The organism is Cloacibacillus sp. An23 (assembly GCF_002159945.1).
Classification (GTDB): domain Bacteria; phylum Synergistota; class Synergistia; order Synergistales; family Synergistaceae; genus Caccocola.
Window position 1 is genome coordinate 1 of the sequence record NZ_NFJQ01000016.1, and the last position, 12,277, is coordinate 12,277.

Here is a 12,277-nt window from a genome sequence, read left to right on the forward strand (position 1 = left end):
GCCGGCTGGGCACCCTTGAATGCGCAGCCCCGGCGCGCCACTGGCGGCGGCGCGGGCAGTTTGCGTCCCGTGTATAACCTATGTGTAATCATGGCGCGATGCGCCGCACCGCCTCTTCAAGCGAATTTGGAGAAAGATGCGCGTAACGCTGCGTCATCGCCATAGAGCCGTGACACATCAACTTTTGAATAATATGCATAGGCACCCCCTTCATAGCGAGCTGGCTGGCGAAGTCGTGGCGCAGGCAGTGCCACGTGAAATTCTTGATCCCCGCCTTATCCAGCACACGCTTGAAAGCGTGCGCCGTATCGCGCCTTCGGCTGCCGTCGTCCATAGGAAACACGAAGCCGCCGCGTCCTCCGCCCTTCTCGCGCCACGCGGAAAGCGCCGAAAGCGCGGCTCCGTTCAGCGGCATGACGGCGTCGCGCCCTGACTTCATAATCTCGGCGCGAAGCCGCAGCGTGCGCGACGCGAAATCCACGTCCTCCCAGCGCAGCCCCAGCAGCGTCCCCTTGCGAATCCCGGTATTCAGACTGAGAACGACGGCGGGCATCAGATAATCCGGCCCGGACCTGCCCTCGCGGGCGGCGAGCTCCGACATAAGGCGAGCGCGCTCGTCGTCGCTCAAAAACCGCGTCACGACCTTAGAATCCGTCTGAGCCAGCTTCGGCAGACGAAAAGCCGAAACTCCCGGAATCCCTTCCTTCGCCCCCCACGCGAAAAGCGCCTGCAAAGCCGCGACGCGCCTGTTGATAGTTGCGCGCTTCAGCCGCCCCGCGTTCTCTGAGCGCCACCTTTCCACAGTATCGCGGTCAAGCGCGCACGCGGGCATATCCATAAACTTGTCGAAAAGACGCAGCGCCCTTATCGTCACCGAGCCGCTCTTCTGATGCGAACACACCCACGGCTCGTACATATCGATAAGCGCGCGCAGCGAAACAGCCTTGCGCTCCGCCGGCAGACTCACTTCGGCCGGGTCGATACGCTCAAGATAAAGCCTGGCGAGATACTCCCTAGCCATCCGCCTGGCCACGGCGAGCTGCGTATAAAGCGCGGAAGCGATCTTCTTATTACGCAGCCGCCGCTCGGGCGATGGCGTGCGGTAACACAGATACCACGTCTTCCGCCCGGAGACCTCGACGCGCATAAAAAGGCCGCGGACAAGCGAGTCACGCAGGTCATAGCGCCGCTCGCGCGGGACGGCCGCGTTGCAGATAGCCTGCGTAAGATAAACCAAAGTCATACACATTACCTCCCTGTTCTTGTGTAATTCCTGTGTAACAGATTGTAAATGCGCGCCGCGCCAGGGAGATTTTGCAAAATTTGCGCAGATTATAAAAATAACCGGGAAAAATGCTATAATTACGAAAGGAAAAGAGAGGCCCCGCCGGAAGGGAAAGCGGGAAAAACGCCTCTCTCCGGCCTGTCCGAGCTGAGATGGGGACTCAGCCTAGACATTCAAGGCCAAGTGAGGAATCAGCTAAAGGAGGCGGAGCAATTCCGCCAAAGCTGCGAAAAGCGCCGTTAACGCTGTAAGCAGCTTAACGATTAGAGCCGTCCACTCAAAAAGTGAGCGGCTTTTTTCGTCCTTTGCCATCCGGTCATCCCCCCTTCCTGCCGGGGGAATCCCTCAAGCTGGCAGGCCCGGCAAACACTGCCACAGGCCCTTCCGCAGACATTATATCAGCGCGTGCGTGCTGAGAAAACCACAACGGCGCGGCGGCAGCGAAATACATGTAAGTTGCCGTTGGGTATTGCTTAAGTTAAACAAGCATCCTTAAACTGTACAATTTTATGTAAATTATATGAAACATAGGTCTCTGGCCCCATGCGATGAAAAAAAATATATTGTAAAATCCATAACGAACAGACAGAACCGCAGTCTGACACGGCGAAAGCCGGAACGCATCTTGACAATTTGGACTCCCGATTAGCTTAGACTTCCGCGACGACCCTGGACGGCAAGAAAGCGAGGTGAAAACCAACCCCCAGCCAACAAAGGAGAGCGGAAATTTAAGACGGAAAGAAAAACCGAAGAGCACCGTGCGAAATAAGCGTCAAGGGAACATTGGATACTTACGCGAAAAAGCGCGGCCCCCGAGGCGGAAATTTCCGTAATACAAAAACACACAAACACAACCAAGGGGGTTGTACATTAACTATGAAAAAGTTTATGGCAGTATTGGCAATGGTAGCCGTCGTGGCCTTCGCCGCCCCGGCACTTGCAGCGACAAACCCGTTTATGGACGTCCCGCAGGGACACTGGTCGTATGACGCGGTAGGCCTCCTCGCCTCCCGTGGCATCGTTTCTGGCTATCCGGATGGTGCATTCAAGGGTGCCCAGCCGGCAACTCGTTATGAGATGGCGTCGATAGTGGCGCGCGCGCTCGTGACGGTGGACGCGGAAAAGGCTTCCAAGCAGGATATGGAACTCCTCAAGAAGCTCGTCATGGAATTCAAGGATGAGCTCGACGCCCTCGGCGTGAAGGTCGATTCCCTCGACAAGCGCGTCGCGGTGCTTGAGGACCGTCTCGGTGGATGGAAAGTGAACGGACAGTTCTGGTTCGACGCCCGCTTCGCGAGCAATGATGACAATGGCAATAATTCCTATTCTTTTGGAGATACTCCAGAAAAGAATCAGTTTGGTTTTGCCTATGCCCGTCTGATGGTCACGAAGTACATTGACGAAAATACGTACTTCTTCTTCCGCGCCCGCTTCAACGATGGTTACGGCGACCTTGACAACTGGTTCATGGATCGTTTCTTCGTCAACATGAAGCTGCCCGGAGACATCAACTTCCGTCTCGGTCGCATCTATAGCGACTGGGAAGGCGATGCCGGACTCTACCACAGCGTAATGGGCGATAACGAAGGTGGACTCTGGAAGGATCAGAAATACGACGGATTCAACTTCCAGAAGAGCTTCGGTATGCTCGACGCTGAACTGCTCATCGGTCGTAACTTCAATATCCTTGACAGCAATTATGGTAGCAGCACCTACGGTGATAATAATGATTTCATGGAGTATGGTCTTAAGCTTCAGGCTAACTTCAGCGAAAACTTCTATCTCGGTGTTCAGGGCATCTTCTTTGACAACGACGGCGATGCCATGGTCACGGATAACACACTGGGACGTCAGGTCGTAACCGACGACATTCAGCAGTATGGCGCGTACCTCAGCTACAGCTTCACGCCCGCGATAGCCCTCCGTGGCTACTACTATTGGCAGGATCTCGGCGACAACCCCGTCTACGAGGACAGCCCGATGGCTTGGAGCGCGATGCTCGATGTCAAACAGGATCTCCTTAAGTTTACCTCGCTGTGGGTGCAGTACATTGAGCAGGACAACTCCTTCATCGGACCGAGAGCCGCCAACCAGTATCCGGCGATATTCAACCCTGATCTTAATGGACCAGTTGGACAGGACGGCACGAACAAGACGTGGCTCATCACGGCTGAGCAGCAGTGGGGCGACAGCAAATGGAGCAGCTTCCTCCAGTACCTCACCACCGACTGGGACAGCGTTGATTACGACGACACAGACCAGTACACGATTGGTATAGGCTATCAGTACACGCCGCAGATTAAGTTCTGGCTCGCCTACAACTACATCGACTACGGTGACGGTGCTGGCACTGGTGCGAACGCTTACAAAGGTAACGAAAGCGTAGTACTCTTCCGTACCGCTATCGACTTCTAATTCAGCCTAGCTGAAATCCTCAGAGAGACCCGAAAGGGTCTCTCTTTTTCTAGGTATACTCCGCCTGCTTACGGAATCCAGCCACGCCGCCGTATGGTCATTTAACTACAGAAGACAAATCCCAGTCCGGTTTCACCATGCGGTTATTCGCGTCAATTTTAGCCTAACAACTAAAAAGTAAGACAAAAGTTTCATGCTATTTAGTTATTTGACTAAATATGATGAAACAATTAACCACATCACGACATCCACCACACAGGAGGATTAAACATTGACTAAGCAGAAGACATCCTCATGGATAAAGATTTTCACCATAGCCGTATTCATAACGGCAATATGCGCAGCGGCTTACGCCGCGTCTTTAGACAATATTCTTATGAGATGGCGCAAAACGGCAAAATATGAGGACGGCACCAGCAACCTGACGGTCGCCGTAACTTACTACTCCGCAGAGCTTGTGGAAGCGGAGATACAGGCGGAAGCCGAGAAGAACCTCTGGACGCAGGACGAGCTTGAGCGCTATAAGTACCGCTATCTCCAGATGCTCAATCTCAGCGAGATGATTCCTATAAAAGTTGAGTTTGTAAACAACGGTCCGACGATGCACCCGGGGCCTTTCGATAAGATGATAGACATGACTATAGGTAATAAAACATACGAGCCTGCCGACTATGACAAACGTTTGAATTTCCCGTTCCAGGGAGAAAAAGACGGGCTTGTGTTCTTCAACCGCTTCGACCCGAAGACGGGTAAGAATATACTCGACGGGCAGAAGCGCGTAACTATAACGCTGAGCCCCGGCATAAGCGCGATAATATCTTCGCGCGGAAGAAACGCCCGTTTCTTCTGGGACATCAATAAGGACGACCCGAGCAAGCTTTACGCTGGGGCGACCGCGGCGCGGCTTGAGACCGACCGTCTTATCAAGCGCCTTGAAAATCTGCGCAAGGACAGAGCGGATGAAGCCGCGCGCCTCAAGGCTATCGACGACGAAATCAGCACCGTACAGTCGAGGCTTGACGAGCTTGCCACTATTCAGTAGCGCGTGCCTTGACTTGTATAGCAGAGAACAAGGCATTGACACAGAATAAACCGTATTGACACAACGCCCCTTTCGACCGAGAGTCGAGAGGGGTTTTTTGTTATTTAGCGACTATATGTTATAAAGCTGGTCCATATAAAAAGAATGCACTTCGTCATGCTTCGCCCTTCTCAGCCTTCGCAGGTGCTCGTTTTCACATTTTTGTCCGCTTGCTTGCACCGCTGTGGACGCCCCGCGCTGTCCGAATAGCGGACACAAAAAATCTCCGCGGGACAAGATTACTGCCGGGTATGTTCCTCGGAGGGCACGTAACCTCGTGCAGTCAAACTTTGAAGACTCACACATAATGCCGCGAGATGCTGCGCCAAGCGCGGCGTGACATGATGCTGCCCGGCCTGTTTGTACAGTTATATTAGTTTAACTTTTGCATAAAAAACACCGTCGTTCCGCGAATTTTCTGTACCCGATGAAGCGGGGCAGGCTCCGCGGAACCTCCGCTCTAAACACCGAGCCTAAACCCAAAGTGATATAGCCACAATGGTGAGGCTGCGTGGCGCTGGACGGAGGTCCCGCACAGGGGCATTGCGGGACGACATAGTTTTTGTGTGTAAAGTTAAAGCTATATAAGCGATTATATAAGTAAACAGTCAATCAACGATATCATTCCTACTGCATTTCCGCCATCACAGTGATATAAAAAATCCCCGCGTTTCCGCGGCGTTTCGCCGTTTCTGCGCGGGGGTTTTGTTTTTTGGTTATTGGCGGGGCGCGCTATTTTCTTCCGGTGCTTCCGAAGCCGCCTTCCGCGCGCTCGGTGCAGCCGAGTTCGCTCACGATTTCAAGTTCAGCTTTCGCGACCGGGGCGAATACCATCTGCGCTATCCTGTCGCCTGGCTCTATCGCGAAGTCCTCTTCGCCGAGGTTTATCAGGATGACGCGGATTTCGCCGCGATAGTCTGAATCTATCGTGCCTGGGGCGTTGAGCACGCTTACTCCGTGCTTGAGCGCGAGGCCGCTGCGCGGGCGCACCTGCGCCTCGCAGCCCTCCGGGAGTTCGATATATATCCCAGTGCCCACTATACCCCGCTTGCCGGCTTTTATGACTGCGGCTTCGCTCGCGCGGAGATCCATGCCGGAGGCCCCCGGCGTGGCGTAGGCGGGCGGCGTGACGCCGTCCGCGGCTTTCACTTTAACTTTTATTACGTCCATCAGTTTTTGCGCTCGCGTTCGAAGCGGCGCGCTGGACGGTGCTGCTTTTCGCCTTCGAAGTCGTCGCCTCCGCGCGGGCGTTCGTGGCGTTCGCCTCTGTCGCGGTCGCGGCCTCCCCTGTCACGGTCGCGTCCGCCGTCACGGCGCTCGCCTCCGCCTTTCGGGAACTGTGAGTAACGCTCTTCGCGCGCCTTCTCCACGAGCACCTGCTCGCTGAATTCAGGCTCCTGCGCAAGCTCGTCGAGCTTGTCGAGCAGCTTCTTGCGCGTGAGGTTGACGCGGTGCATGTCGTCTATTTCTTTGACGCTGACGAGCACTTTGTCGCCTATCTCGAATGCGTCTTCGACGGATGGCACACGGTAGTTGCTGATTTCGCTGACGTGGAGCAGCCCCTCTTTGCCGGGCAGTACCTCGATGAACACTCCGAAGGTGAGCATGCGCGTGACCGTGCCGACGAAGGTCTCCCCGGGCTCGACTTCGCGGACGAGGTCTTTTATTATCTTGACGGCCATCGCAGCGGCGTCTTCGTTGACCGCCGCGACGCTGACTTTGCCGCTGTCTTCGACGTCTATCTTCGCGCCGGTCTGCTGGACTATGCCGCGTATCGTCTTTCCACCGGAGCCGATGACGTCGCGTATTTTTTCAGGGTCGATGCTGAAGGTGACGATTTTCGGCGCGGTCGGCGAGAGTTCGGGACGCGGCTCTGAGATCACGGCGTCCATTATGTCGAGTATCTGGTAGCGGCCTTTCTTCGCCTGGGCGAGCGCCTGCGTGAGTATCTCGCGCGTGATGCCGCCGGCTTTGTTGTCCATCTGGAGCGCCGTTACGCCGTCGCGCGTGCCGGCGACCTTGAAGTCCATGTCTCCGTAGTGGTCCTCGAGGCCCTGGATGTCGGTGAGGATGCAGACCTGGCCGTTGTCGGCGATAAGGCCCATCGCTATGCCCGCGACGGCTTTTTTGATGGGGACGCCGGCCGCCATCATGGCGAGGCTGCCGCTGCATACCGAGGCCATGGAGCTGGAGCCGTTGGACTCAAGTATGTCGGAGACCTGGCGCACGACGTACGGGAACGACTCTTCTTCGGGGAATACCGCGCGCAGCGCGCGTTCCGCAAGAGCTCCGTGCCCTATTTCGCGGCGTCCGGGGCCGCGCATCGGGCGCACCTCGCCGACGGAGTACGGCGGGAAGTTGTAGTGAAGGATGAAGCGTTTCGACGGCTCGTCGAGTTTGAGGCCGTCCATGACCTGGTCGTCGGTGCCCATCATCCCGAGGGTGGTGACGCCGAGGGACTGCGTTTCGCCGCGCGTGAAGAGCGCCGAGCCGTGGGTCATCGGCAGTATGTCCACCTCGCAGGTTATCGGGCGGAGCTCGTCCATCGCGCGTCCGTCGGCGCGTTTCTTATCGACGAGGAGCAGGCGGCGCACCGCCTTCTTTACCATTTCGTCCATTACGGAGGCTATGTATTTCGAAGAATCTGGATAGCTCTCGGCGAAGAAGTCCTCGGCTTTCTGCTGGGCCGCCGCTATCGCCGCGCCGCGCGGCTGCTTCTGGTTTATCTGCACGGCCGCGTATATTTCGTCTGTGAGGTTGTCGCGCATCCAGTTATCGATCTCTTCTATGACCTCGGGCGCGGGGAGCTGGGCTTTCGGCTTGCCTATCTCGGCTACGACTTCGTCGATGAAGTCCATTATCTTGCCAATCGCTTCGTTCGCGAGCTCCATCGCGTCTACGAGGAGGTCTTCGGAGACTTCCTTCGCCCCGGCCTCGACCATCGTTATTCCGCCGCGGTGTCCCGCGACTGTGAGGTCGAGCGTGCTGTTCGGAAGGTCTTTTTCGTCGGGGTTGACCACGAGCTTGCCGTCTATGCAGCCGATGCGCACCGCGCCTATCGGGCCGTTCCACGGGATGTCGGATATGGCGAGCGCGAGAGAAGCGCCGTTGATGCCGAGAATGTTCGCTGGATTCTTCTGGTCTACCGACATTACCGTCGCGACTACATGGACGTCGTGGCGCATCCATTCCGGGAAGAGGGAGCGTATCGAGCGGTCGATCATGCGTCCGCTGAGTATAGCGGATTCGGAGGGACGGCCCTCGCGCTTGATGAAGCCGCCGGGGACCTTGCCCGCCGCGTAGTAGCGTTCCTCGTAATCGACGAGCAGCGGGAAGAAGTCGAGCCCTTCGCGCGCCTTCTCCGCGAGCACGGTAGTAACGAGTATCACCGTGTCGCCGTGTCTCGCGAGTACCGCAGCGTTGGCCTGCTTCGCCATGCGTCCGACTTCAAACGACAATTTTTTGCCGTAGAAATCAAGTTCGTAGATTTTCTTCAAGATTATTCCTCCTGCCTATTATCATCACGTAAAGAAGGATAACACAAAATAATAAAAAATGGCGAAAGGGAGAGCCCTTTCGCCGTTAAAATGTGCCGAAAATCCGCTTTGGGATCAGTGGCGGAGTCCGAGGCGCTGGATGAGCGTCTGATAGCGTCCGAAGTCCTTGTTCCTGAGGTACTGGAGGAGCCTGCGGCGCTTTCCTACCATGATGAGGAGACCGCGGCGGCTGTGGAAGTCCTTCTTGTGGACCTTCATGTGCTCGGTGAGCTCGCGGATGCGCGCCGTGAGGATGGCGACCTGTACCTCGGTAGAGCCGGTGTCCGCCTCGTGGGTCTTGTACTCTTCGATTATCGACTGCTTCTTATCCTTCTCTATCATACCTATCACTCCGTTCCGGGCCTGTTACGCCCATATTCCCTCAACTCAGGCATGTTTTGGAGACGCATGTCCGTGTAGAAGGTACGAGGTATATTAACAGATAGGCTGGCGTCCGGCAAGCCCCGGCGCGGTTTTCCCGCAAAATGAGGGCGAAGGGCGCGCGCCCGAGCCCGGCGGCAAAGGCAAAAAAGGCCAGCGCGCGCCGTTTACCGTGTCAAAAACGCGCTTTTTATGATATAAATAACGAAACGCAAAAACGCGCGCGCCGCCTGTGCGCGGACGCGCATACGGAGGAATGGAAATGCCGTCGTCGCCGTGGAATCTGCCCAACATGCTCAGCCTTTTCAGGGTGATACTGGTTCCCGTCATACTCGTATTCCTTACGCTCCGCGGACAGCTCGGCTCGTTCATGGGGCTGAACGTCGGAGACCTCATAGCCGCCGCCGTCTTCATAGTCGCTTCCATTACGGACGCGGTGGACGGCTATATCGCGCGCAAGCGCAACATTGTCACGAACCTCGGAAAATTCATCGACCCGCTAGCCGACAAGATACTCGTCATAGCAGTGCTTACGGCGCTGGTCGAGCTGCACCGTTTCCCGGCGTGGATGGTGGTCGTGATAATATCGCGCGAGTTCATAGTCTCCGGCCTCCGCATGGTCGCAGCCTCCGAGGGCGTAGTGATAGCGGCCTCGAAGGGCGGCAAGCTCAAGACGGTGACTCAGATAATCGGGATAATACTGCTGCTCTTCAACATCCCCGGCGCAATGGCAGTGATGTGGCTCGCCGTCGTTCTCACAGTGTGGTCCGGCATCGAGTATATACGCAACAGCATGGATCTGCTGAGCTGACGGATTTACGGGAAAAGGGCTTAAGGTACAGGCCGCTCACGCGAAAGGCGCGGGCGGCTTCGTTTTGCCGGGCGTTCCGGAAAATCGCGAATGGGGGCAGAAAACTATGCGCTTCGCCGTCAGGCCGATGGCTGAGCATGAATACGTGCTGCTCGAGGATTTTTTATACGAGGCCGTTTTCGTGCCCGAGGGGGCTCCAGCGCCGCCGCGTTCGATAGTGAGGCTGCCGGAGCTCCGTGTATATATCGAGGATTTCGGCAAAAGAAGGGACGACGCGGCGCTCGCCGCCGAAGCGGACGGGCGCGTCATAGGCGCGATATGGGCGCGCGTCATGGACGACTACGGTCACGTGGACGGCGAAACGCCCTCGCTCGCTATAGCGGTGCTGAAAGAATACCGCGGGCGCGGCGCCGGCACGGCCATGCTCGGCGAGATGCTCCGCCTGCTTAAACAAAGGAATTACAAGCGCGTCTCCCTCTCAGTACAAAGGGCCAACTACGCCGTGAAAATGTATCTCAGGGCCGGATTTGAAGTAGTCCGCGGCGAGGGCGAAGAATACGTGATGCTGCGCCGGCTGTGGCCGCAGTCCGTCCGCGCTACGACTTCACCTTCGACTCCGTGCCGTCCATGAGGCGCGCTATGTTGGCGCGGTGACGCCACGACGAGAGGCAGGCGAGGAAGAGCGCGGCCGCGGCGTATGGCTTCGGCATTCCCCATAAAAAGGTGAGCAGGGCCGCGGCGAAGAGCCCCGCGAGCGAGGCTACGGAGACATATTTCGTGAAACGCATGACGGCGTACCAGACGAGGCCGCCCAAGAGCGCGGGCCACGGCGTGAAAAAGTCGAAGAAGGCGATGACGCCGAAAGTCGTAGCCACCCCCTTGCCCCCCTTGAAGCCGAGCCAGACGGGATAGTTGTGGCCGAGGACGGCGCATACTCCCGTGAGCGCGAGCAGCGAGGGCGATGACGTAAAGCGCGAGGCCGCGAGCAGCGCGAGGCCGCCCTTGAGCATGTCGAAGACGGCGACGGCGACGGCCCATTTCTTCCCCATCAGGCGGCCTACGTTCGTCGCGCCGGTGTTGCCCGAGCCGTATGACCGTATGTCCGCGCCGCGCGCGTATTTCACGGCGAGGTAGCCGGTCGGGCACGAGCCTGCGAGGTAGCCGAAGAGAGCGCAAAGTATGAAGCCCATAATTATCACCCGCGTATCATAATAAGGACGGCAAAAGCCACGCCGATTGTACGCCGCGCGCGCGAACAAGTCAAATCCGCCTCACGCAGGAACGGAGCGGAGGCCCGACGCCCCCGCCCTGCGCGCGCGCCGGCGTCGCAACGCGGCCGCTACATTATCCTTTCCACGTCGTGCGGCTTGATGCCGTGCTTGTCGGCGTAGCCCGTGAGCATCAGCGTGAGCGCGCCGTCGCCGGTGACGTTGCAGGCTGTGCCGAAGCTGTCCTGAAGCGCGAATATCGTCAGCATGAGCGCCGTCCCCGATTCGTCGAAGCCCAGCACGCCGGTGATGAGGCCGAGCGACGCCATGACTGTGCCGCCGGGGACGCCGGGAGCCGCTATCGCGAATATACCGAGCAGCAGGCAGAAGAGCACCATCGTTTCTACCGGCGGAATCACGCCGTAGAGAATCTTAGAGACGGTCATGACGAAGAAGACTTCCGTAAGGACGGAGCCGCAGAGGTGGATGTTGGCGAAGAGCGGGATGCCGAAGTCCACCATGTCGTCGCGCAGAGGCGGCTCCGACTTCTTCGCGCAGCGCAGGGCGACTGCGAGCGTCGCGGCCGAGGACATAGTGCCGACGGCCGTGATGTAGGCCGGGCCGTAGTTCTTTACTATGTCGAACGGATTCTTGCCGGAATAGATTCCGGCGATTCCGTAGAGCAGGGCCATCCATATATAATGGCCGGCCATGACTATCAGTATAACCTGGATAAACACAGGAAGCTGCTTCGTTATACTGCCCTCGTAGGAGAGAGAGCAGAAGGTGAAGGCGATGAAGAACGGCAGCACTGGGATGACTATCTTCGAGACTATCGCGAGGACGATGCGCTGGAACTCTTCGAGCGCGTTCGTAATGGAGGCCGCCTTCGTCCACGCCGCCGCGAGTCCGATGCACATCGACAAGACGAGGGCGCTCATGACGGACATGACGGGCGGTATGTCGAGCTTAAAGACGAGGTCTGGAAGCGACTGAAGCCCCTCGACGTTCGAGACGATGGAGAGGTTCGGTATCAGGACGTAGCCCGCCGCCGTCGAGAAGAACGCCGCGCCTATCGACGATATGTAGGCGATGGCGACGGCGAATCCGAGCATCCGCGAGGCGTTGCTGCCGAGCAGCGTTATAGACGGCGCGATGAAACCTATGATGATGAGCGGAACGCAGAACAGTATGAGCTGACCGAGGATATAGCGCACGGTCACGACGACGTTCATCAGGCCGGCGCCCGCGGCCTGTCCCGCTGCGACGCCCAGTATGACGCCGAGCAAAAGTTTCATAGGCAGGCTGGTGAGAAACTTCATGGATATCCACTCCTTGCTTTCAGATGTAATGGATTGCACAATGCGCTTCCGCGCCGGCGCGCATCTCCGCAAGTGCGCGCGGCGCGCTCATACGCGCAGTATGGCGCAGTTGACGGCCCGCTCTGTCGCTCATCCTCCTTCCTGGTACAATGTGCGGCGGCTGCGGTTTTACCGGACTGACTGTGCGATATACGCCGCCGCTATGTTTTTACACCGCGCGGGCGCGGACAAACCTATA

At 57.5% G+C, this 12,277-nt stretch carries 10 protein-coding genes; 4 read left to right on the plus strand and 6 right to left on the minus strand.

Annotated elements, in window-relative coordinates; translation table 11 throughout:
- Window positions 1–88 precede the first annotated feature (88 nt).
- The gene (locus B5F39_RS13500) at window positions 89–1,243 is read right to left on the minus strand and encodes a site-specific integrase (RefSeq protein ID WP_158096070.1); all 1,155 of its coding nucleotides are present in this window, start codon (window positions 1,241–1,243) and stop codon (window positions 89–91) included.
- A gap of 918 nt (window positions 1,244–2,161) precedes the next feature.
- Here B5F39_RS13500 and B5F39_RS13505 point away from each other — a divergent pair.
- Both B5F39_RS13505 and B5F39_RS13510 read left to right on the plus strand, forming a co-directional pair.
- Window positions 2,162–3,700, plus strand: a complete 1,539-nt coding sequence (locus B5F39_RS13505) for an S-layer homology domain-containing protein (RefSeq protein WP_087368596.1) — start codon at window positions 2,162–2,164, stop codon at window positions 3,698–3,700.
- Window positions 3,701–3,971: 271 nt separating this feature from the next.
- Window positions 3,972–4,742, plus strand: a complete 771-nt coding sequence (locus B5F39_RS13510; RefSeq protein WP_239391301.1) for a hypothetical protein — start codon at window positions 3,972–3,974, stop codon at window positions 4,740–4,742.
- A 771-nt stretch (window positions 4,743–5,513) separates the two neighbouring features.
- Here B5F39_RS13510 and dut read toward each other — a convergent pair.
- The 3 genes from dut to rpsO form a co-directional block, all read right to left on the minus strand.
- Window positions 5,514–5,951, minus strand: a complete 438-nt coding sequence (dut, locus tag B5F39_RS13515; RefSeq protein ID WP_087368597.1) for a dUTP diphosphatase — start codon at window positions 5,949–5,951, stop codon at window positions 5,514–5,516.
- Window positions 5,951–8,278, minus strand: a complete 2,328-nt coding sequence (locus tag B5F39_RS13520) for a polyribonucleotide nucleotidyltransferase (RefSeq protein WP_087368599.1) — start codon at window positions 8,276–8,278, stop codon at window positions 5,951–5,953. Before B5F39_RS13520 ends, dut begins: the two co-directional genes overlap by 1 nt.
- Before the next feature lie 114 nt (window positions 8,279–8,392).
- Window positions 8,393–8,659, minus strand: a complete 267-nt coding sequence (gene rpsO / locus B5F39_RS13525) for a 30S ribosomal protein S15 (protein WP_087368601.1) — start codon at window positions 8,657–8,659, stop codon at window positions 8,393–8,395.
- A 301-nt stretch (window positions 8,660–8,960) separates the two neighbouring features.
- Between rpsO and pgsA the strand changes: the two genes are divergently transcribed.
- Both pgsA and B5F39_RS13535 read left to right on the plus strand, forming a co-directional pair.
- The gene (gene pgsA, locus B5F39_RS13530) at window positions 8,961–9,509 is read left to right on the plus strand and encodes a CDP-diacylglycerol--glycerol-3-phosphate 3-phosphatidyltransferase (RefSeq protein ID WP_087368603.1); all 549 of its coding nucleotides are present in this window, start codon (window positions 8,961–8,963) and stop codon (window positions 9,507–9,509) included.
- Window positions 9,510–9,615: 106 nt separating this feature from the next.
- Complete coding sequence (locus B5F39_RS13535) at window positions 9,616–10,140, plus strand: N-acetyltransferase (RefSeq protein WP_087368664.1); 525 nt, start codon at window positions 9,616–9,618, stop codon at window positions 10,138–10,140.
- Here the strand turns inward: B5F39_RS13535 and plsY are convergent.
- On the minus strand, window positions 10,106–10,699 hold the full coding sequence (gene plsY, locus B5F39_RS13540; RefSeq protein WP_087368605.1) for a glycerol-3-phosphate 1-O-acyltransferase PlsY: 594 nt from the start codon (window positions 10,697–10,699) through the stop codon (window positions 10,106–10,108). The genes B5F39_RS13535 and plsY overlap by 35 nt on opposite strands.
- Window positions 10,700–10,848: 149 nt before the next feature.
- Complete coding sequence (locus tag B5F39_RS13545) at window positions 10,849–12,039, minus strand: dicarboxylate/amino acid:cation symporter (RefSeq protein WP_087368607.1); 1,191 nt, start codon at window positions 12,037–12,039, stop codon at window positions 10,849–10,851.
- Between the last annotated feature and the right edge of the window lie 238 nt (window positions 12,040–12,277).

Excerpts from the sequence above, each read along its gene's own strand:
- plsY (WP_087368605.1), bottom strand. The coding sequence starts at position 10,699 with ATGGGCTTCATACTTTGCGCTCTCTTCGGCTACCTCGCAGGCTCGTGC.
- dut (WP_087368597.1), bottom strand. The coding sequence starts at position 5,951 with ATGGACGTAATAAAAGTTAAAGTGAAAGCCGCGGACGGCGTCACGCCG.
- B5F39_RS13500 (WP_158096070.1), bottom strand. The coding sequence starts at position 1,243 with ATGACTTTGGTTTATCTTACGCAGGCTATCTGCAACGCGGCCGTCCCG.
- B5F39_RS13505 (WP_087368596.1), top strand. The coding sequence starts at position 2,162 with ATGAAAAAGTTTATGGCAGTATTGGCAATGGTAGCCGTCGTGGCCTTC.
- rpsO (WP_087368601.1), bottom strand. The coding sequence starts at position 8,659 with ATGATAGAGAAGGATAAGAAGCAGTCGATAATCGAAGAGTACAAGACC.
- B5F39_RS13545 (WP_087368607.1), bottom strand. The coding sequence starts at position 12,039 with ATGAAGTTTCTCACCAGCCTGCCTATGAAACTTTTGCTCGGCGTCATA.
- pgsA (WP_087368603.1), top strand. The coding sequence starts at position 8,961 with ATGCCGTCGTCGCCGTGGAATCTGCCCAACATGCTCAGCCTTTTCAGG.
- B5F39_RS13535 (WP_087368664.1), top strand. The coding sequence starts at position 9,616 with ATGCGCTTCGCCGTCAGGCCGATGGCTGAGCATGAATACGTGCTGCTC.